12 protein-coding genes and 2 pseudogenes are annotated in these 21964 nt (G+C 29.3%); 8 read left to right on the top strand and 6 right to left on the bottom strand.

Annotated features, from left to right (window positions below; translation table 11 throughout):
- The first annotated feature begins 80 nt into the window (after positions 1-80).
- The 3 genes and pseudogenes from AJ887_RS08120 to AJ887_RS10620 form a co-directional block, all read left to right on the top strand.
- Positions 81-3838 (top strand): annotated as a pseudogene (locus tag AJ887_RS08120) (class I SAM-dependent DNA methyltransferase).
- Positions 3838-6345, top strand: a complete 2508-nt coding sequence (locus AJ887_RS08115) for a hypothetical protein (protein ID WP_070240503.1) — start codon at positions 3838-3840, stop codon at positions 6343-6345. The pseudogene AJ887_RS08120 and the gene AJ887_RS08115 overlap by 1 nt, the downstream one beginning before the upstream one ends.
- Before the next feature lie 1638 nt (positions 6346-7983).
- A pseudogene (locus AJ887_RS10620) lies at positions 7984-8064 on the top strand (hypothetical protein); the annotation flags it as partial.
- A 28-nt stretch (positions 8065-8092) separates the two neighbouring features.
- On the opposite strand, the gene AJ887_RS08105 reads toward AJ887_RS10620, so the two are convergent.
- Both AJ887_RS08105 and AJ887_RS08100 read right to left on the bottom strand, forming a co-directional pair.
- Positions 8093-8794 carry an SIMPL domain-containing protein gene (locus AJ887_RS08105; RefSeq protein WP_070240501.1) on the bottom strand — a complete coding sequence of 234 codons (702 nt, stop codon included), beginning with the start codon at positions 8792-8794 and terminating at the stop codon, positions 8093-8095.
- The gene (locus tag AJ887_RS08100) at positions 8781-9986 is read right to left on the bottom strand and encodes a multidrug effflux MFS transporter (protein WP_070285073.1); all 1206 of its coding nucleotides are present in this window, start codon (positions 9984-9986) and stop codon (positions 8781-8783) included. The genes AJ887_RS08105 and AJ887_RS08100 overlap by 14 nt, the downstream gene beginning before the upstream one ends.
- Positions 9987-10089: 103 nt before the next feature.
- Between AJ887_RS08100 and AJ887_RS08095 the strand changes: the two genes are divergently transcribed.
- Positions 10090-11439: a DUF2130 domain-containing protein gene (locus tag AJ887_RS08095; protein WP_070285072.1), complete on the top strand. Its 1350-nt coding sequence runs from the start codon at positions 10090-10092 to the stop codon at positions 11437-11439.
- Between the two features lie 23 nt (positions 11440-11462).
- Here the strand turns inward: AJ887_RS08095 and AJ887_RS08090 are convergent, their stop codons facing one another.
- The 3 genes from AJ887_RS08090 to typA form a co-directional block, all read right to left on the bottom strand.
- Positions 11463-12506: a c-type cytochrome gene (locus AJ887_RS08090; protein ID WP_070240498.1), complete on the bottom strand. Its 1044-nt coding sequence runs from the start codon at positions 12504-12506 to the stop codon at positions 11463-11465.
- Between the two features lie 177 nt (positions 12507-12683).
- Positions 12684-13331: a poly(A) polymerase gene (locus tag AJ887_RS08085; protein ID WP_070240497.1), complete on the bottom strand. Its 648-nt coding sequence runs from the start codon at positions 13329-13331 to the stop codon at positions 12684-12686.
- A complete protein-coding gene (gene typA, locus AJ887_RS08080) occupies positions 13331-15139 on the bottom strand; it encodes a translational GTPase TypA (protein ID WP_002799607.1) in 1809 nt (602 codons plus the stop codon). The genes AJ887_RS08085 and typA overlap by 1 nt, the downstream gene beginning before the upstream one ends.
- A 134-nt stretch (positions 15140-15273) precedes the next feature.
- Between typA and AJ887_RS08075 the strand changes: the two genes are divergently transcribed.
- The 4 genes from AJ887_RS08075 to AJ887_RS08060 are packed head-to-tail and all read left to right on the top strand — an operon-like array spanning position 15274 to position 20087.
- On the top strand, positions 15274-15597 hold the full coding sequence (locus AJ887_RS08075) for a hypothetical protein (RefSeq protein ID WP_002782892.1): 324 nt from the start codon (positions 15274-15276) through the stop codon (positions 15595-15597).
- 16 nt (positions 15598-15613) lie between these two features.
- Positions 15614-17509 carry a flagellar hook-length control protein FliK gene (locus tag AJ887_RS08070; RefSeq protein ID WP_079861545.1) on the top strand — a complete coding sequence of 632 codons (1896 nt, stop codon included), beginning with the start codon at positions 15614-15616 and terminating at the stop codon, positions 17507-17509.
- Positions 17510-17567: 58 nt separating this feature from the next.
- Entirely contained in the window at positions 17568-18446 is an 879-nt protein-coding gene (locus tag AJ887_RS08065) for a flagellar basal body rod modification protein (protein WP_096738025.1), read from the top strand.
- Positions 18447-18449: 3 nt separating this feature from the next.
- Complete coding sequence (locus tag AJ887_RS08060) at positions 18450-20087, top strand: flagellar hook-basal body complex protein (protein ID WP_070285069.1); 1638 nt, start codon at positions 18450-18452, stop codon at positions 20085-20087.
- Between the two features lie 3 nt (positions 20088-20090).
- Here the strand turns inward: AJ887_RS08060 and AJ887_RS08055 are convergent, their stop codons facing one another.
- Entirely contained in the window at positions 20091-21962 is a 1872-nt protein-coding gene (locus tag AJ887_RS08055; RefSeq protein ID WP_070285076.1) for a flagellar assembly protein A, read from the bottom strand.
- Positions 21963-21964: the final 2 nt, after the last annotated feature.

Here is a 21964-nt window from a genome sequence, read left to right as displayed (position 1 = left end):
TTACAAAAAGTAACTTTTAAATTTTATACCAAACTTGAGATTTTTTTGCTAAAATATTTAAAATTTATTGAAAGTGCAATATGAAATTTGAAGCTATAAATGAAAAAGAATTTTTAAATCCCTACCACCGCAAAAAGCCTATCTTAGAAACAGAACTAAACGAATTTATCAAAACTTTAAAAGACTATAAAATAAATTTAGAAAACAATCTCAAAAACAACGAAGATTCCCTTGTGGCAAACGCTCTTAGCAAATTTTTTGAAAATTTATCTTTTCAATGCGAAGTCAAAAGCATACACAAAGGCAACAGCGGTATAGACTTAGCCTTAAAAAAAGATGGCCTTACTCAAGTCATCATCGAAGCAAAATTGCCTAATTCTAGAGAATTTTTTAGCCCAAGCAAACCTAATTGCAAGGCTTTACATGAGTGCATTTTATACTATCTTCGCGAAAGAAAAGCGCTAAATTCATCGCTTAAGCACATCATCATCACGGATTTTTATAGCTTTTTTATCTTTAAGGCGGATTTGTTTGAAGAGCTTTTTAACAAAAGCAAGTATTTTAAAGAAGCTTTTGAAAATTTTGAAAGCAAAAACTCGCTTTTTAAAGGCAATACCGATGAAATTTATCAAGAATTTGAAAAGATTTTAAATGGCGATAGCACTTTAAAAGGGCTTTTTGTGAATTTAAAACCTATCTTAGAGCAAGATAAATTAAGCTTTAGTAAGCTTAAGCCTTTGTTTAAAATTTTTAGCAAGGATTGTTTGCTAAGTGAGTTTAACCCCAACGATGCAAATTCACTCAACAACGCTTTTTACAAAGAACTTTTATACATCTTAGGGCTTTATGAGAGCAAACAAAACTCAAAACTCATCATCACAAAAAGCGAAGAAAGTAAAGAAGAGCAAGGAACTTTCTACACCGCTATAAACTCTAAGCTCAAAGAAGAAAATTTTGAAACCATCTTAAAGCTTTTGATCTTATGGCTTAATCGCATTTTGTTTTTAAAGCTTATAGAGTCAAATTTGGTGCGTTTTAATGATGATAAAAATTTGAAATTTTTAAATTTCAAAAAAATTCCTGATTTTGACAAGCTTAGCGAACTTTTCTTTGAAGTTTTAGCCAAAGAAAAAAGCACGAGAAAGAAAAGCGAATTTGCTTATCTGCCTTATCTAAATTCTTCTTTGTTTGAAAAACAAAGCATAGAAAACACACTTGAAATTTCAAGCTTAAGCAATGACTTAAAGCTTTTTTACTATAAAAACACCGTGCTAAAAGATGATAAATGCAAGGCTAAAAAAGGACAATTGGGGCTTTTGGAATACTTGTTTGAATTTTTGGATAGCTTTGATTTTGGTAGCGATGATGAGCAAAGCGAAATTTTAACTCAAAAAGAACTCATAAGTTCAAGTGTTTTAGGAAATGTGTTTGAAAAACTCAATGGCTACAAAGAAGGAAGCTTTTACACGCCAAGCTTTATCACTTCTTATATGTGTAAAGAAAGCATCACAAAAGTTGTGCTTGATAAATTCAACGCTCAATTTGATCTTGATGCTAAAGATATAAGCGAACTAAGAAAGTCTTTAAGAAAAGAAGATAAAAAAGCACAAAAAGAGCTTTTAAACTCTATAAAAATTTGCGATCCTGCGGTGGGAAGCGGGCATTTTTTGGTTTCTGCTTTAAATGTTATGTTGAGCATTTATGATGAGCTAAATCTTTTTGATGAAGAGTTTTACCTAGAAGTGCAAAACGATGAAATTCTCATCACGGGTAGAAAAGGCGAGTTTATAGAGTATAAACGCCCAAGTACGCCTAAAGATAAAGCCCATCTTATCCAACAAGAACTTTTTCACACTAAAAAAGACATCATAGAAAACAACCTTTTTGGAGTCGATATCAACCCTAGCTCATGCGAGATCACGAAGCTAAGGCTTTGGATAGAGCTTTTAAAACATAGTTTTTATCAAAGCTTTGATGATGAGAATTATCACGATCTTAAAACATTGCCAAACATCGATATAAACATAAAATGCGGAAATTCTTTGGTATCTTACTTTGAAACAGGCAAAAGCCTAAACCACTATCCTAACATCAAAGAACGTATGGGCAAATACAAACGCACAGTAAAAGACTATAAAGAAGGCTTTTACACAGATAAAAGCCACATCAGCCAAGAGATAAAAAATCTCAAAATTTCTTTTAAAAATTTGTGCTTTGCGGATAAATTTAAAAAAGAAATGAAAAGCTTTAATGATAAATGTGAAAAATACTCTAAAAAATACGGAAATTTCTTAGCCGTAGATGATGAAAATTTGAAATTCTTTGTTAGTGCGAATTTGACTCTTTTTGACTTTGATGAAAAAGAAGCCGCAAAAGAATTTGCAAATCTTAAAAAAGAATACGACAATATCTTCAACCTAGAAAGCAATCATCCTTTTGAATGGCGTTTTGAATTCCCTGAAATTTTGGACGATGATGGAAATTTCAAAGGCTTTGATCTAATCATCGGCAATCCACCTTATATAAGACAAGAGGAGCTTAAAGAACTCAAGCCCCATTTAGCTAAAAATTATAAGGTTTATAAAGGCACGAGTGATATTTATACTTATTTTTATGAGCTAGGATTTAATGTTTTAAAAGATAGGGGGGGGTATTGAGCTATATCACTTCTAACAAATACACGCGTGCAGGATATGGGGAAGCTTTGCGTGAATTTTTGCTTAAAAATGTTAAGTTTTTAGAATACACTGATTTAAACGGCATAAAAGTTTTTGATAGTGCTACGGTGGATACTTCCATACTTTGTTTTGAAAAATCAAAAAGTAAAGATAATAAATTCAAATACCTTGCCCTAAGCAATGAAATTTTAAAAACTTGTGCCTATAACATTGGCTTATATAAGGACTATGCAGAATTTTCGCAAAATTCTTTAAGCAAAGAAAGCTTCACTTTTAGCAATGAGAATACTAGCGCCTTAAAGGCTAAGATAGAACGCATAGGAACTCCGCTTAAAGAATGGTATGGGCTTAATATCAACTATGGGATAAAAACAGGCTATAATGAAGCCTTTATCATCACTACTGAAAAAAGAAATGAAATTTTAGCAAATTGCAAAGATGAAGCTGAAAAAGAACGCACCGCTAAACTCATACGCAAAATGCTACGCGGACGCGATATAAAAAGATATAGCTATGAATGGGCGGGGCTTTGGATAATAGTTTTTGAATTTGGAAGTTATAAAATTTTAGAAAAAGATTATCCCGCCATATATAATCATTTAAAACAATATAAGAAAAAACTTCAAGCTAGAGGACAATGCACCAATAAACCTGTGACAGATCAAAAGCAGTATTTGGGGCAACATCATTGGATTGAGCTAGACAATAATCCAAACAAAGATTATTTATTACAATTTGAAAAAGAAAAGATAGGTTGGCAAAGAGTAACACAAGAGCCGAGTTTTATTTTAGAAAAAGAATGCATTTTGTTAGACTCTATGGCTTTTATGGTGGCAAATTCTAAAAATGAACTCAAATATCTTTTAGGGTTTCTAAATTCTAGTTTGATATTTTATTATTTTAAAAATATAGGGCATTTGTATTCTGACAAAGGCTTTTTATTATCAAATCAATATGTAGAAAAGTTTCCTATCCCCAAAATAAATTCCAAAAATGAAAAATTAGCCAATGAGCTTATAAATTTAGTCGACGAGATTTTAAAAGCCAAAGAGCAAGACAAAAACGCAAACACATCACCTTTAGAAGAAAAAATAAACAATATGGTTTATAAAATTTACAACCTAACCGAAGAAGAAATAAAAATAATCGAAGGAAAATAATGAATAAAATAAATATTGAATTATTAAAAATGAGATTGCATATAGAAAAAGATGAAAAACGTCGTAAAGAAATAGAAGATATTTTAGAAAAAGATGATGAAGAGTTAGCAGATTTGTATTTGAAAAAACACTATAAAACAATAAAAGAGAAACAATGGATAATAGCTAATGCTTTAAAAATAAAAATAGATGATGTTATTTATGATAGAGCTGAAAAATTTATATCGGGCAATAGAAATAAATTTGAAATTTATAATAAAGCAATAGAGTATTTTGATTTTTACTCTTTAAATGAGTATGAAATACATTTTTATGATTGTGATGTAAATTTTGTTATTTCAAAAGGACCTTCGGTATATGCAGAAGATATAAATTTTAAAAGCTTGTATTTTTTTAATTGCAGGATAAATATTAGTATTTATGATAATTTTTGTTGCGAAAATATGTATTTTAAAAATTGTAAAATCAATTCTTTAAAATGCAATAAAGTTATTGTAAATGGAAATATCAAATTTTCAAATTCTAATTTTATAAATAAATCTATTTTTAATAGTTGCATTTTTAAAGATAATATTTATTTTAATAATTCTCATTTTAAAGATTATGCTGATTTTTGTGCATGTGAATTTGAAAAAACAGCTTGTTTTTATGGTGTTGAATTTGATAAAGCTCCAAATTTTAGTGCTTGTTATTTTAAAGAGCAAAAAGCAGTAAATTTAATAAATGTGAATATAGATAAGCTAGATTTTAGATCAGCTGAAGACTATATAAAAGATAATTATCAAGATGGAAATTATAAAAACGCAATTAAAAATAATGAAAAAATACAAAAAGATGAAAAAGAGCTTTATAGGATTGAAAATGAGCATAAATTAAGATGTGCTAAAAATTTAAAAGATTCTTTTAGGGTTATAAAAGATGTTTTGATAAATCAAAATAATACTTTAGAAGCTCAAGAATGGCATAAATTAGAACTTTATGCGAAAGAGAAAGAATTGGAAATTCAATTAAGTAAAAATAAAAATGACAATTTAAAAAAAGAATCTAAAAATCAAGTATATAATCCTAAGAATTATGAAAAATTTAATTATTCAAAAATTATACCTCTTATAATATTTTTATTAAAAATAATTGGACATTTATCTGTAAATATGTTAATATTTGTTGAGTTAGTTTTGGTCGCTCCATTTTTTACAATAATGTTTTATTGTGTTTATGTTGTATTTTTTATATATAAAATTTTGACATTTATTCTAAAATCATTTTATCCTTTAGATATAAATAAATTTATAATCTTTTGGAGGATAAAATTTAATAAAATTAAAAGAAAATTGATAGTTTCCGGAAGAAAGATGCTAGATTTTACTTTGTGGTCTGATTGTGTTTTGTTACAAGTTTATAGGAATACTAGCAATCACCATACAAATTTCTTAAAAATTTTAAATTTTACAATTTTAATGATTTCATTGTATGCTTTTATGGGTTTTGTATTTTCAAAAACCATAAATTTTATATTATCCTTTAATTCAGTATCGATAATTATAGCAAGCTATATTATTTTGCTTGTATTTGCTTTAATGCTTGTTAATGTTAAAAAACAATTGTATCAATATGGCGTTATTTTGATTTTTATGCTTTGTGGTGCTTTTACAATATCTATGATATTGTTTTTATCATCAGAGTATATTTCAATTTTTTGCTTTTTGATTTATTTTTTAGGCGTATTGATTTTTTATCTTTTTTTTATTTGTAAAATTAAATTATTTATTTTTCTTGTGAGATTTTTTGCTTATATGATTTTTATTGCAATGATTATAACAAAACCACAATTTATAAATCCTTTTACAGGTGTATTTTCATCAGATAAGCTTTATGAAAGTCAATTTGAAAAAAGTTTAAATGATTTAAATGCGAGTGCTATTGTAAATCTAGCAAGCATATTGCAAAATGATTTTAATCTCCATTTAAAAGATCAAAATATTTCTTTTACAGAGTTAAATTCAGCTAAAGCTTTGATAATAGCAAATAAAGAAAAATTAAAAGAAATTTTATCTAAAGTGTATAATGATAAATATGTAAGTGATTATAAAAAGGTTTTAAATGAGCTAGAAAATAACACATCAAATGTAAAAAATATCATAGAAGAGATAGACAATAAAAACAACAATAGCGTTGTATCTGCTCAACTTAATAAATTTTTAAAATTAAATTTTATTCAAGGAATAGATATTTTATATATGATAAAAAGTAATTTTTCTATATCTGAAAAACTATCACCTGAGCAAATGGCTTTTTTTGATCAAAAAGACAGTCAAGATAAATTAAAAAGCGTCTTGGCTCTTTTGAAATTTAAATCAAGTTTTGAAGGAATTTTGGAAGTAATAAATCAAGATGAAATTATCCAAAACACCATAAAATCTACCAGTGTTTTATATAACATTATCCTTTTGCTTTGTATATTCTCTCTCCAAAAAACCGCACGAAAAAATTCCATAGTGCCAAGTTGAAAGGTTAAGTAAAGGGTTAAAATGAAAGAATTTGATGAAAAATTAGCACAATATGGAATTTTTACTATAAATGTTGTGGAAAATATAGATTTAATTAAAAAAGAAATTGTTTTAGAAAATATCAGTATAGAAAGAATAGATTTTAATATTTTACAAGAAAAAGGCATTAAAAGATTAATTATAAAAAATAGTGAAATTTTAGAAATTTATTTTTCTAAGACAAATAATTTTTTTATATATTTTTTAAATTGCGATTTCAAATGTAAATTAATTGCTAAAAAATGTATTTTTCAAGATCAAGTCAAATTTATAAAATGTATTTTTGAAAAATGTGTCGATTTTAATGCTTCAAAATTTAAATCAAAAGTCAGTTTTACAATTTCAATTTTTAAAGAAAATGCTAGATTTATAAAAACTGAATTTTTAGCAAAATGCAATAATCATAAAATTATTGAAAATAATTTTAAAGAAGTAAAATTTTGTAATAATGTTACTTTTAGAAGAGCAAAATTTAAATCAAAAGTTAGCTTTGCAATTTCAATTTTTAAAGAAAATGCTAGATTTATAAAAACTGAATTTTTAGCAAAATGTAATAATCATAAAATTATTGAAAATAATTTTAGTGAAACTATTTTTTATAATAAAACTAATTTTTATAAAGCAAAAATTGTTTCAAAAATAGATTTTAAGATTTCTCGTTTTAAAGGTGAGATTAGATTTGCTGAAACTAAGTTTTTATCAAAATTAGATAATGAAATTGCAAATAATTTTAGAGAAGTTGTATTTGAAGATAAGGTTTATTTTAATAAAACAAAAATTAATACTCAAATAAATTTTAAAATGGCAAAATTTAAAAATAATGTTGAATTCGTAAATTTACACAACAATGTTAGTTTTAATAATGTTAATTTTAAAGGCATTGTAAATTTTGAAAATTTAAATATTAATACTTTAAATTTTAAAAATGTTATATTTAACAATATAGTTAGTTTTGATAATATTAGATTTGATAATAATTGTAAGCCAAATTTTGAAAACTGTACTTTTTCTGATCAATTTAATATAGAACATAAATATATAGAATATAAATTTGATGAGATTGAAAAAACACAAGAATATGATAAATTATTAAATTATAGAGATTTATTTAGAAAATTAAAAAGCAATCGTATAGCTCATCATAATCTAATTGACGCTTCAGAATTAAGAGCTCAAGAGCTTTATGCTAGAGAATTAGAATTAAAACATAAAGAAAACAAAAGTTTAAAAGAAAAAATAGAACGATGGCAACTTGTCTTTTATCGCAAGCTTTGTGATCATCATACAGATTTGCTTTTAAATTTAAAATGGTTGGTTGTAGTGATAGGCTTGTTCGCTTTACTGTATTTTGTTTCACGAATGATTCAGGATATTAGCTTGTTAAAAGCTTTAAATCAATACGGAGTATGTTTAAGTATAGTTGGTGTTTTTAATTTGCTTTGTTTGTATTGGTTTGGATGTATAAAAAAAATTGATTTTTTTGTGTATCTTAATTTGATTGTAGTTTTATGGGTGATATGTTATATGCCGAAAATAATCTTTGGAATAGTAAATATTATAGGTGATAAGAGTTATAATGGCTTTGAAAATGCTTTGATTACGATTTATACCATACTTTTAGCTTTAGTCCTTTTCTCACTCCAAAAAACCGCACGAAAAAATTCTATAGTGCCAAGCTAAGCCTTAAAGCTTAGCTTGAATTTTATCATCAATCTTTTAAGTAGTATTCTATAGTAGAAACCACTCTTATGGTTTTGATGTAAGGGGTGTTTTTATCTCTGTTGCTGATGCTAAATTGTCCTTGAGAAGCCTTTTTTATCTTGCCTAGATGGCTGTTTGAATCTTGTGCGAATTTTATCGCTGCATTTCTAGCATTGAGCGTTGCTTCTTCTATCATTTGAGGTTTTATCTCATTTAGCTTGGTGTAAAGGTATTCTATGTCATAATTATCGATTTTCGTTACTATGCCAAATTTTGCAAGACTTGAAATGTTTTCTAGTATGCTTTTTCCAAGTTTTACGTTTTGCGTATAGATGAGTAAATTCGCAGTGCCTATGTATCGGTATGTAGCTTGAGTGTCGTTGCCATAAGGATCGCTTAAACGATCTATGATGTTTGGCGAGTTGTAGCTGATCTCATCTTCTTTTACACCTTGTTTTTTTAAAAATTTAATGATATTTTCTTTATCTTGTTCTAGTTCTTCGTATAAATTTGTAAGATTGTTATTTGATCTTGTGAATTTTATAGGAAGTATCAAAGTATCTGCTTCGACTTCTTTTTGGCTTAAACCCTTTACACTTACACTTCTTTCAAGTGTTTTAAAATCACTTAAAGCCTTATTAAATCCAAAAGCTAGAATCAAACTTGCCAAAACTATGGCTAAAGCCATAAAAATATTATTTGTTTTCATTTTTTCTCCTAGTTAAAAAATACACTCCATTAGCAACTAGCACACAAGCACACATTACAAAAGCAAGGATTATCGGCGTATTTGCGTTAATAGCTCCAACCACAAAAGAAATAAGCCCTGCAAAACCAAATTGCACCGTTCCAAGCACCGCAGAAGCAGTTCCGCTATGCTCTTTAAACCTTGCCATAGCCAAAGTCGTGGTATTGGGTGCGATGAAACCAAGCATAACGATACTTGTAAAAATACTAAGTTCAAAAAGTAAGAAATTTGGGTGAAAAAAGGCATTTACAAGCAAAATCACAGTCGATATAAACATTATCATCAAAGCTTTTGCTAAGATTTTTTCGCTTTCATATTTTAAAACCAATCTCGCATTGATATTTGCACAGATGACAAAACCTAAAGCATTTGCCCCAAAAAGCAAGGCAAATTTTTGCTCACTTAAGCCAAAAAACTGCGTAAAAACAAAGCTTGATCCTGTGATATAAGCAAACATCGCCGCCAAAGCAAAAGAAGCACATAGTATATAAACCAAAAAGCGTTTATCGCTTAAAACAAATTTGTAGCTTTTCATCGCTTCATGATGGGAAAATTTTTTGTTTTTAAGATGAGGCGCGGACTCTTTTAAGCCAAAAAGTATCATCAAAAAAAGCAAAATTCCCAAAGCAAACAAAGTCGCAAAAATACTATGCCATGAAAAATACTCTAGCAAAATTCCCCCAAAAGTTGGCGAAAGCATGGGAGCAAGAGAACTAAAAACCATCATCAAAGCAAAAATCCCTGCAGCTTCTTTGATCTCAAACAAGTCATTGACAATAGCCCTTGCGATAACCACACCTGCACAACCCCCAAGTGCTTCAAAAAATCTCAAAGCGATAAAAGCATAAATATCATCGATAATCACACAAAACAAACTCGAAACGATGAAGAAAAATATCCCTACCAAAGCTGGAATTTTACGCCCAAAAATATCACTTAAAGGCCCATATATAAGCTGTCCTAAAGCAAAAGCGATAAAAAAACTTGCGATGCTAAGTTGGGTTAAAAAAGAATTAGTTTGAAAACTTTGCTCCACATGAGAAAGTGCAGGCAAATACATATCTGTAGAAAGCGGTGCTATGCTTGACATCAAAGCAAGGATAATAATGAGTTTAAATTTAGCAAAGCCGTGAATTTTGGTGTGTTTTTGCATTTGTAATCCTAATTATTCTAAAAGAATGATTTTAACAAGTCAATCTTAGAATAATCTTTGTTTTTCTATGTTAAATTTAGGGAAAAATTCTAAGGAAATTTTTATGCAAAATTTAAACCAAAATGAACAAATCAAATGCCCAAGTTGTGGAAGTTTTATCGATATCAGCGCTGCTTTATATACTCAAATTTTAGATAAAGCTAAGCAAGAAATGCTAAAACAAAAAAAGGAATTTGATGATGAGGTAAATGCCAAAAGAGCTGAATATACCAAAGCTTTAAATGATTTAAAAACTCAAAAGATAGAACAAGAAAAATTCATAAGCGAGCAAGTAAGCCAAAAGCTTCTTTTAGAAAAGCAAAAATTTGAACAAGAACTTCTCATACAAAAGCAAAATTTCCAAAAAGAATTCAGCGAGAAATTTAACAAAGAGCATGAAAATGAAATGAAAATCATGCAAGAAGAACTTGAGAAAAAAAGCAAAGAACTTAGCGAGTTTTTAAGCATAAAGGCTGAAAATGAAAGACTTAAAAGAGAACAAAAAGAAAATGAAGAAAGATTGAAATTTCAAGCTAAAGAAGAGGCTTTTAAAGAATTTAAAGAACAAGAAAACAAAAATTTGGAATTTGAAAGAGAAAAAATGCGTCTTGAATTTCAAAAAAGCACTCAAGAGCAAGATCTTAAATACAAAGAACTAGAAACGAATTTTAAAAGCGTAGCTCAAAAGCTAGAAGACGCACAACGCAGGATAGAACAAGGCTCACAGCAACTCCAAGGCGAAGCAGCTGAACTACTCATAGAAGAATACATACAAAGTGAGTATTTAAGTGATGAAGTAAAAGAAGTGCCAAAGGGCGTAAATGGAGCTGATTGTCTGCATATAGTAAAGGATAATTTTGGAAATATTTGCGGAAGTATTTTGTATGAGAGTAAACGCACTAAAGAATTTAATAAAGAATGGCTGGATAAACTTAAACTAGATAGCATAGCTGCAAAAAGTGATATAGCGGTTTTGATTACAAAAACTATGCCAAAAGATAAAGAAAAAACGCATTTTAAAGAAGGAATTTTGATATGTACTTTTAATGAATTTAAAGGTGTTTTAGCAGTGCTTAGAGAAAGCATTATAAACGCTTATAAACTCAAAAATGCCCTGCAAAACAAAGATGAAAAAAATCACATTTTATACGAATACTTAAATTCTAAGGAATTTAACACGCAAATCACTTTTATACTCAAAACTTACCAAAATATGAAAGAAGAGTTAGAAGCTGAAAAAAGGGCTTTGCAAAATATATGGAAAAAAAGAGAAAGAGCTATAGAAAATCTAAGTTTTAATTCCACTGCCATAGTGAGTTCTTTAAATGCGATATTTAGCGACTTACAAGGTGGAAATTTGATAGGCGAAGAAGGGATTAAAAGTCTTGAAAATTTAGCCAAAGATGAGGATTAATTTTGGGCTTGGCCCAAAATTAATCATTCTCCTGGGAAGTGATTTGGATTTTTCCAAGGTCCGTATTTTACTTTTATGTATTCTTTAGGATCTAAATTTTGTTGCGGTGAGGCAAAATACTCAGGTTTTAATGATGGGGATTTGCTATAAGCTGTATCAAGTCCTGCACGATTTTCTGTAGTGGTTATAGGCATTCTTACAAAACCTGTATTGACATAAGCTGCTATATCTAGTGCATCTTCATCGCTTAATATAGGATTATCCGCACTCGCACCAAAAGGCATGGCTGATTTTAAAAATCTTGCTAAAAATGGTATCATAGCCATGTGTCCACCATCAGGATAGATAAGTAAAGATGGATATAAATGTCCGCTACCTTGTTTGTAATTATCATTTTTTACCCCAAGTCCTCTTTCGCCATGGCAAGCAACGCAATTTTCTTCAAAGAGCTTTTTCCCACGTACAGGGTCAGCTGGGCGATTTGGAAAATTCATCTTAGCAAAAAAATCTCCTTCAAGCTTTACGCCGTCTTTGATACCATAGGCTTCTTTTAGCCATTTAAAATAAGCTAAAATTGCTTTCATTTCTTTAGAATCATTAGGAAATCTATGAGAGTCAGTTCCGCCCATTCCGCGAATTCTATCTTCAACAGAGATGATTTTCATCGTTTCTATATCAAGTCTTGGATAATTGTTTAGGACATTTAAAAATGGAATAACATATTTTTTTGTCCCTGGTAAACCATTGCCGTCATTGTCCATGTGACAGGAAATACAGTTTACTTCGTTGCTTGTCTTTTTTAGCTTGCTATAGGGTCCTAGAGTGCTTTCTGTCTTGCTTAAAAGCTTTATGCCATAACGGATTAAATCCCCTTGCTTGCCTTTTGGAACATCATTGATGCTTAAATTTTTATTTGGCCATTCTTGCACAGGTCTTTTAGAAAGTTCCTTAAAATACTCTACTCCTTCCTTGTCGCTTAATTCTTCTCCTACTTTGTAGTCACTCACGCTTTTAGCACTAAGACTCAAACTAAGACATAAACCAAGCAATAAAATGTGTTTTTTCATGATTTTCCTCCTTTTTATTTGTAGTTCAAATTGATTTTAGTGTATTTTTTCTTAAATATTAAGCATAATAAGAATAATTTAAATAAAATTAAATTTTAAAGTGTTACTAAAAGTAATATATTTTTAAAGTATATAATTAATATTTATTAAAATTTTATGATATTAACTTTATGTTAGTTATTTAAATAGTTTATTTTTTATAGAGTTTAGATTTTCTTCTAGATTTTTGAAATTGTTTTCTAAATCTTTTTTTATATCTATAAAGAAAGGATTGCTTAAAGTAGCGATAAGATAATGATTTTCTTTAGAAAAGATATGATTTAAAGTGAAATTTTTATCTTGAAGTTTGATATAAATTTGTTCTTCGTTTTCAAAGCTAGGATTTTTGTTTGCACTTAAAATTTCGAGTAAAATTCCGCAAAAAAAGCGTTTGTTTTCGTCCAAAAACTGAATATCGTAAATTTTAAAATCCTTAAATTCAAAGCAGTTTTGACTTTTAAATTCTTTCAAATCCTTTGTAAGTCCTAGTTTTAAAAAGTCTTTTTGGCTTAAACTTTGCTTTTTAAATTTCGCCCCAAAACGACGCAAAAATAAATTTAAAGCGTCAATTTGTAATTCTTTTTGTGCGAGTTTTAGTTTTTTGGCTGTAAAACGAAAGAAAAAAATACCTACAAAAACAGCTAAAATTACTGCAATTAAGGAATCTCTTATAAAAACAAAGGCTAAAAAGCCTACAAGCAAGGCTTCGATAATGCTTAGGAATTTTAAGATCCCTAAGCGTTTAAGTATATAAAGTCTATTATTTTCTAAGCTTTTTAAATCCATTAAGATTTTGCTTTTTCCATTCTTTTTCTTTGAGTTGGATCAAGATAGCGTTTGCGAACACGCACATTTACAGGCGTAACTTCTACAAGTTCATCTTCTTCTATCCACTCTAAAGCTCTTTCAAGGCTTAATTTTCTAGGTGGTACAAGCTTGATTGCATCATCGCTTCCGCTTGCTCTTACATTGGTAAGATTCTTTCCTTTGATAGGATTAACATCTAAATCATTTGGACGAGAGTGCTCACCTATAATCATACCGGTATAAACTTTAGTTTGAGGCTCTATGAAAAGCACTCCACGCTCTTGAAGGTTAAACAAAGAATACCCTAAAGCTACGCCATTTTCCATAGAAATTAACGCTCCATTGTTACGCTTTTCAACCGCACCACTAAAAGGACGGAATTCTAAAAAACTATGATTCATCACGCCTTCGCCTTTAGTATCGGTTAAAAACTGGCTTCTAAAACCTATAAGTCCGCGTGCTGGAATTTCAAACTCAAGTCTTGTTTGTCCATCGCCTGTTGGTGCCATAGTTTTCATTTCAGCTTTTCTTTTGCCAAGTTTTTCTATTACCGCACCACTAAATTCCTCAGGCACATCGATAACTAAATGTTCAAAAGGTTCTGTTTTAACCCCATCTTCAACCTTTACGATAACTTCAGGTCTTCCCATGCAAAACTCAAAACCTTCACGACGCATATTTTCAGCTAAAATAGTGATTTGAAGTTCACCCCTACCGCTTACTTTAAATTTACCTTCGCCTGTGCTTTCGTATTTCATAGCAATATTAGTTTTCATTTCAGCTTCTAAACGTTCAGCAATTTTATTTGAAGTTACATGTTTTCCTTCAGTTCCTGCTAATGGGCCATCATTTACAGAAAATACTATGCTTAAAGTTGGCTCTTCAATGTGCAAAGGATCAAGTGGCATAGGATTGTTTGGATCTACAACGCTATCACCCACATCTAAAGCTTCAAAACCTGCTATAGCTACGATATCTCCACTTCCTGCTTCTTCAATATCCATTTTTTCTAAGCCCATAAAGCCAATGAGTTTTGAAATTCTACCATTTACTTTGGTGCCATCAGCTTTTGCAAGCATTACGCTTTGGTTTTTCTTCACAACCCCATTGAAAATTCTAGCAATGCCTATTTTACCTACGAAATTATCATACCCTAAAGTGAAAACTTGAAGTTGTAAAGGATTGTCATTTGTGCCACTTGGTGCTGGAACGCGTTCAAGTATGGTTTTAAAAAGTGGCTCCATATTATCACTTTCATCGTTTAGATCAAGCTTAGCATAACCATTTTTTGCTGCAGCATAAACTATGGCAAAGTCGAGTTGCTCATCGTTTGCATCTAGGGCTACAAAAAGATCAAAAATTTCATTGATCACTCTTTCAGGATCAGCAGCTGGTTTGTCGATTTTGTTGATTACAACTATAGGTTTAAGCCCTAAAGATAAAGCTTTTTTAACAACGAATTTAGTTTGTGGCATAACACCTTCTTGAGCATCTACTAAAAGCAAAACTCCATCAATCATTTTTAAAACGCGTTCTACTTCTCCGCCAAAATCAGCATGCCCTGGAGTATCTATGATGTTGATTTTTGTGCCTTTGTAATTGATCGCTGTGTTTTTTGAAAGTATGGTAATACCGCGTTCTTTTTCTATATCGTTGCTATCCATAACGCGTTCTGAAATTTGTTCTCTTTCGCTAAAGGTGCCTGATTGTTTTAACAATTCATCTACCATAGTGGTTTTACCATGGTCAACGTGAGCTATAACTGCTATATTTCTAATGTTTTCCAAATTTTCTTCTCCAAAGCTAAATTTTTAAAAGCTTAGATTATACAAAAATTTAACTTAAACTACAAAGTATCAAAACTTGGAACACTTCTTGCTTCAAAAACTTATGAAATTAAAATTTTAAAAAGGAAGTTAAAATGTCAAAACCATTAAATGAAGAGATTTTTGTTGAATTTAAAAGCGATTTAGCTGAGAGAAAAAATGAAGTTTTGCTTCAAGTTTTAGAACTTTTAGAAACTTTTAGATCAGATGAAAACGAAAAAATGGCAAGAATTTCAAGCGAGCTTACAGAAATTTTAGAAAATGAAGAAAATTTAGAGAAAATTTTAAATGCTAAAAATTTAGAAGAGCTTTTAAATATCTTAACTGCTTTAAATGAAGATAAGATGATTAAAGTATATGAAGATTCTTATTTGAAAGAAAAATTTCCTAATGTAATGGTAGATAAATTTTTAAAATAATTTTTTTGAAGGAAAAGTGATGTCAAATTTAGCTCCGCAAAATGATGTTTTAAATCTTACGCCGAGTAAAACTTCTACTACTAGCAGTTCTTTTAGCAAAACCAGTAAAAATAAGGAACATGAAAGTAGCGATAGCAAAAATTCAACTAAAGATGATACGGAGAGTTTTTTAAATTCTTTGCTTAATTCTATCGATGAAACCAATGAATTTTTACCTGATCATATGAAGATCAGTCAAAAAGAAGTTGTTAATGAAGCGATGAACAGACTTCAAAAAGGAGCTTTTGATGAGAGTGATAAGATAAGCATTTTCGAATCTGCTTCTTTTATGCAAATTCTTTCTTTGTTGGATAAGCTAAAAACAGATACAGCAGATGTTAAACTGGCAAATCTTTCTACTCAACTTTCGAGTCTTATCAAAACAGAGGCTAATTTTAATGCTTTAAAAGGCGCATCAAATCTTAGTGAGCTTTTGGACATAGCTAAAGATCTGGGCTTAAATGTAAAAAATATTAAAGTAGATCGTCTTCTTGATCTTAAAGCAACTTTTCCAAATTTAGATAAGGCTGATTTTTTTAAAGGTGCTGTGGATAATGTTTTTAAAGAAATCATCAATAATAAAATTTCCAATATGAGTAAAAATTTAAATCACAATTTACAAAATACAACTCATACTACAAGCACTCATTCTACGCAAAAAACAAATTCTAAAGATAGCGGTTCTTTGCTTTCTCAAACTTTAAAAAATTTAGATTCCATGCTTTCATCCAAAGAAAGCAAACACGAAAAAAATGATAAAGTTAAATCAAAAATAGAAGAAGATACTACAGATGCTAAAAATACTTTAAAAAATATCAAAAATGATGAGTTTGCAAAAAATTTAACAGAAGAGTTAAATATAAAAGATAAAAAAAACCAAGATAATTTAAATAAAGATAACAATCTTAAAGATTTGATTAAAGATAGTACAAAACAAGATAAAAATTTAAACAAAGAGTTAAAAGACAATGCAAGCACTCAGGAGCTTACAAATCTTAAAGATTTAAATAAAGAAAACAAAGATTTTAATAAAGAGTTAAATAAAAATCAAGAAAAAAACAATTTAAATCAAGAGAATATACAAGATCAGAATAAAAATTTAAAGAACAATAATCAAAATTTAAATCTTGATAAAAATTCAAATAAAGAAATTGTCAAAGATACTCAGAATTTAGTTTCAAATTTAACACAAAAAGATTTTAGTTTAAATAAAGAGCCTAAAAACAACAACAAAGAAAATAAAGATATAAAACAGAATTTCTTTGATCAAAAATTAAATTTTGAAAATTTAAATAAAACTCAAGTAGTTCAAAACAAAGAGAATAATGCTAATTTTAACAACAATACCAATAAAGAAACTTTTACTCAAGAGCAAACAAAAACGCACAGTGAAAATGTAGATAAAAATAATTTAGATGACTTAAATTCTTTAGTCAAAGATTTAAGTAAAGTAACACAAAACAATGCTCGCAATATCACGCCTAAAGAGACTTTGCAGTATTTTTCACAAGATTTAAAAGAGGCTGTAGATCAATATAAAGCGCCTATCACTAAACTTAGTATCACTCTAAATCCTAATAATCTTGGAGAAGTGGAAGTAACTTTGATACAAAGAGGTAATAACCTTCATATCAATTTCAACTCCAATACCAATGCAATGAATTTGTTTATCCAAAATCAAGTCGAGTTTAAAAATTCTCTTGTAAATATGGGATTTACTGGACTTGAAATGAATTTTAGTGATCAAGGTAAAAGAGAGCAAAATCAAAATCAAGGAAAAAATCGTAGTGGATATGGTTTTAAAGATGCTTTAGATGGAAAAAATGAAAGTGAAAAAGTCAATCTAGAGCTTGTTTTAGCGAAGTATTTCTAAGTTGGAACACTTATTGCTTTTAATTAAAAAAGACTGAATGTAAAAAAAGGATTTTATCATGGCGACAACAAATTGGAATAGCAATCTTAACTGGACAAATACTGCTAATACTAACCAAACAAGCAACAAGGATACGAAAGTGGATAATTCATCTAGTAGCAATAGCTCTGGTGTGGTTAGTAATCCAAATGCTACCTTAGATAAAGATGCGTTTTTAAAACTTCTTTTGATAGAGCTTCAACATCAAGATCCAACAGATCCTATGGATAGTGATAAAATGCTTACACAAACCTCACAGCTTAGTGCACTTGAAATGCAACAAAATACCAATACAACTATGCAAAAAATGGTTGAAACTATGGAAAAACTTTCCAATTCTTTTAGTACGAGCATGAGTACTGCAGCAGTGGGAGCTATAGGAAAAATGGCTACGGTAAATGAAAACAAAGTCAAATTAACAGGCGCGGATGAGGTTATTGCACTAAAAATGTATTTGCCTGAAGATTCGGATGATAAAGGAATCACCTTAGAGGTTTATGATAAAAATAATAAGTTGGTATTTAGTGAAAAAAGTAATGAGGGAAAAGAAGTATCAAAAGGTTTATTTACATTAGAGTGGCCTGGTAGAAATAATGATGGTGTTTATGCTGGGGATGGAGAGTATAGTGTTAAAGTGGTTTATAATAATAAAAACGGGGAAAAGATCACTGCAAATTATGGAACTTATCCTATAGAGGGTATTAAATTTGTTGATGGGGTTGCTTATGCAAAAATGGGTGGTCAATATGTAAGTTTTGATGATATTGGTGAAATTAGTGATTATAAACTTGGTTCATCTTCAACTTCCGTTGGAGATAGTTCAGGTGGAGACTCAAGTGATGGAGATTCTTCTAATTCTGGATCTACAGAAGAAGGCGACAAAGAGGAAAAGGCATAAGCCATGATGAATTCATTTTATAATGGAATTTCTGGAGTTAAAACAAATAGTTTTGGTATTGATATTTATGCAAATAATATAGCTAATGTTAATACTACAGGTTTTAAGTATTCTGATGCTCAATTTAAAGATATTTTTTATAGCACCATAACTACTCAATCAACTAATCCTGCTCAAGGTGGATATGGCTCAGGATCAGCTTCTTCTAATGTGGTTTTTGAACAAGGTTCTCTTGTGGCAAGCGATAGCGAATTTGATGTGGCTTTACAAGGAAAAGGATTTTTTGGGGTTTTGGGAGCGGATGGTAATGCTTACTATACTAGAAATGGATCGTTTAAAAGAGATGCAAATGGATATTTGGTAGATTCTTATGGAAATTTTGTTTTAGGAACAATGAACCCTGCTTTTACCGGTATCAACTATAGCGATAGGGTTGCGGGGCTTATGGGGGATTATCTTAACACAGGAACTCCGGTAAATAATGGTTTTACCGTAAATTCAAATAATTCTTTCGGTATAGGCACAACCGCTTCTCAAGGGGCTATTAAAGTACCTGTGAATATGTATTTACCTCCTCAAGTAACTCAAAATGTAAAATGGAGTGGAAGTTTAAATACTAACACAACAACAGAAGTGGTCAAAGTGGATCTTGATCCTGGTAAATTTAACATTACAAAAACCGAAGATGGAAAATATGTAGTTAGCGGTAGTGTTAGCAAAGAAGATGTGTTTAGTGCTAAAGTGGGTGATAGGATCATTTTAAATTTCACTGACGATAATGGCGTAAAAAAAAGCTTTGAAGCAACTTTAGATGAAAATCTTAATTTTAAAAGCAATGAGCTTGATTTAAAGGGTTTGGATGAAAATAGCATCAAGCTTGATACAGCTCAAATTTCGACAGAACAACAAAAAGCCAATAAAGATATTTTAGAATCCCCTATTTATAATGCAGATGGAAGTAAAAGTACTTTAAGGGTTACGCTTGAAAGGGTTTTGCCGCAAGAAGGCGATAATATACAATATAAAGCCATTGCCCAAATTTATGATTCTAATGGCAATGCCGTAGGCAATCCAACTGAAGGAAATATGGTTTTTGATAAAAATGGTGCTTTGCTTCAAAACAATATTACAAGCATTGCAAACCCAAATGGCGGAACAATTAATATTGATTTAGGCTCTCCTTATGATGCTAATAAACCTGGTTCGGGTTATAGTGGGATTTATATTAAAGAAGGCGTTGAAAAAAATGTAGTTACACAGCAAGATGGTGTAGCCGAAGGATTTTTTAAGCAATATGATATATCTGATGATGGAAGTATTGTAGCACAATTTAGCAATGGTAAAAATGCCATAGTTGGAAAGCTTGCTTTATATAATTTTATCAATGAGCAAGGATTGGTTGCTATGGGCGATAATATCTTTGCTGCAACAGCTAATAGTGGTGATGCAAGTTTTATTATGAAAAATGGACAGATTATTAATACAGCTAAATTTAAAGGTGGTTTTTTAGAGCAATCTAATGTTGATTTAAGCGTAGAGCTTTCAAATCTTATAGTAACTCAAAAAGCCTTTGATGCAAGCTCAAAAAGCATTACCACAAGCGATCAAATGATACAAAAAGCTATTAATATGAAAAGATAATTTTTAGGAATTATCTTTTTCTAATTTTTCAAAAATAATTTTAATTTCTTCTATATCGCTTTCACTGTAATCCTGACTTGATTTAATATAGCTTGCTTGTTGTCCTTTTTCAAGGTATAAAACCTTTTCATAATCTTTTAAATTTATATGATGTTTTAGTTCAAGGTCGGTGTTTGTTTTAGGATAAAATTTTAAAAAATTATCCTCTCCAATATTTTCGGCTTTTATGTATATTTTTACATTATAAACCATTTCATCTAAAAAATTTAGCTTTGCGTCAATATGATATTTTAATTTTATAAGTTTTTTATATAAGACGCTAAGATGATTGTATTTTTTTATGATATCATGATAAAGATTTGAAAATTTCATATCTATAGCATTAAGTTTTTCAGCTTTTTGAAGTTTGATAATCTTGATTTGATTTTTGACTAGATAATCATAGTAATTTTGCATTTGACTTATGATATTATCAAGTTTACTCTTTGTTTTAAGGCTTAAATTTGTAAGATTTTCAGTTTCTGAGTTTGATTTATTGTTAATAAAATCTAGTGGAGAAATTATAATATTATTTTTAAATTTTATATTATTTGTTATGATTAGATTTTTTTTGGGGTATAAGATATTATCTGCTAATAAATTGCAAATATAGATATTTTCTGCTTCTATTTTTCCACCCATGCAATTTTCAACAAATACATTTTTGGCTATAACTATCCCGTTTTCTAAATTTTTTATATACACAGTATCAGCTTGCAAAGTGCCTTTGTGTGTTGTAATAAAAATATCTTGTGCAAAAATTTCGCTTTTTGCGTGAGTTAGGCCTTTGATGCTAATATTTTTTCCGTAAAGTTTTGTCGCCCCAATGCTTCCATTTACTTTTATATCTGAAGCTTGAACATTTACAATGCCTGATTTAACAGCATCATCGCTTATATCAAAATAAGTGATTTCTAAGTTTATATTTTCATCGATATTTGTTTTGATTGAACCGGTTGTTTTAAGCCCTACTTGTGATAATTTTAAATCATTTGTAACGCTATATCCTGAACGACCTTTATTTAAAAACCCATAATTTGCACTAAAGTATTTAATCCTATCTTCTAATTCTTCTGTGTAAATACTTTCATCTTTTATGATAAAAGGATTATCAAAAAAAGCTATTGGATTTAAATGAAGGATTTCTCCTCTTAAATTTCTACCTTCTTTGCCAAGAATTCTATAAATGTATTCAAAAAGCAGTTCATCTTTTTGAATAGGTTTACAGTAGCCTCCTTCGTCATAGTTAGTATTTTCATCAAAACATGTTTCTTCAATATCTCGATGATAGATAACTTCATCGCTTTTGTGTTCAATCTTATCTACACCTTTGGCAATTTCAAGCTCTATTTCTTTAATAGATGGATTTTTTTGTATTGATAAGATAAAATCATCAATCTTGTCAAATAAATTTTTATCAAGTCTTAAGATTAAAAATTTTTGCTTGATCATTACTTTATAAATATTTTGCAAAATGTCAAATTTTAAATTTGGATAGTATTTAAAATTATCCAAAAAATTAATATTGACCTTAAGATAAGTTAAACTAGGATTAGATTTAAGCTTAACCACGAAACAGTTTTTTTGTGTTTTTGGATAAATTTCTATAAGAAATTTTTGCACCATGGTATTGTAATTTTTTACAAAAAAATCATCCGCATAAAATAAGTCAAAATCCTTTCTTTCATAAGTTTTTGTTTTTGCTGGTTTTATATTAGAACACAGAAGTTTAAAATCTATAATTCTAAAATCAAGAATTTGATCTGTGCTGGCTTGTTCATATTTTAAACTTTCAAAAGGATTGAAAGTTTCTAAAGTTTTTATTTCATAGCTCATCA

Origin of the sequence: Campylobacter sp. BCW_6466 (assembly GCF_001762835.1) — a bacterium.
In the GTDB taxonomy this organism is placed as follows: Bacteria; Campylobacterota; Campylobacteria; order Campylobacterales; family Campylobacteraceae; genus Campylobacter_D; species Campylobacter_D jejuni.
Note: the sequence above shows the minus strand (reverse complement) of the source record. Positions and strands in the feature narration are given on the sequence as shown.

What these genes read in the sequence shown, in the direction of transcription:
- AJ887_RS08090 (WP_070240498.1), bottom strand. Translation starts at nt 12,506, where the DNA reads ATGAAAAAACACATTTTATTGCTTGGTTTATGTCTTAGTTTGAGTCTT.
- AJ887_RS08060 (WP_070285069.1), top strand. Translation starts at nt 18,450, where the DNA reads ATGATGAATTCATTTTATAATGGAATTTCTGGAGTTAAAACAAATAGT.
- AJ887_RS08085 (WP_070240497.1), bottom strand. Translation starts at nt 13,331, where the DNA reads ATGGATTTAAAAAGCTTAGAAAATAATAGACTTTATATACTTAAACGC.
- AJ887_RS08065 (WP_096738025.1), top strand. Translation starts at nt 17,568, where the DNA reads ATGGCGACAACAAATTGGAATAGCAATCTTAACTGGACAAATACTGCT.
- AJ887_RS08115 (WP_070240503.1), top strand. Translation starts at nt 3,838, where the DNA reads ATGAATAAAATAAATATTGAATTATTAAAAATGAGATTGCATATAGAA.
- AJ887_RS08075 (WP_002782892.1), top strand. Translation starts at nt 15,274, where the DNA reads ATGTCAAAACCATTAAATGAAGAGATTTTTGTTGAATTTAAAAGCGAT.
- AJ887_RS08095 (WP_070285072.1), top strand. Translation starts at nt 10,090, where the DNA reads ATGCAAAATTTAAACCAAAATGAACAAATCAAATGCCCAAGTTGTGGA.
- AJ887_RS08105 (WP_070240501.1), bottom strand. Translation starts at nt 8,794, where the DNA reads ATGAAAACAAATAATATTTTTATGGCTTTAGCCATAGTTTTGGCAAGT.
- AJ887_RS08100 (WP_070285073.1), bottom strand. Translation starts at nt 9,986, where the DNA reads ATGCAAAAACACACCAAAATTCACGGCTTTGCTAAATTTAAACTCATT.
- AJ887_RS08055 (WP_070285076.1), bottom strand. Translation starts at nt 21,962, where the DNA reads ATGAGCTATGAAATAAAAACTTTAGAAACTTTCAATCCTTTTGAAAGT.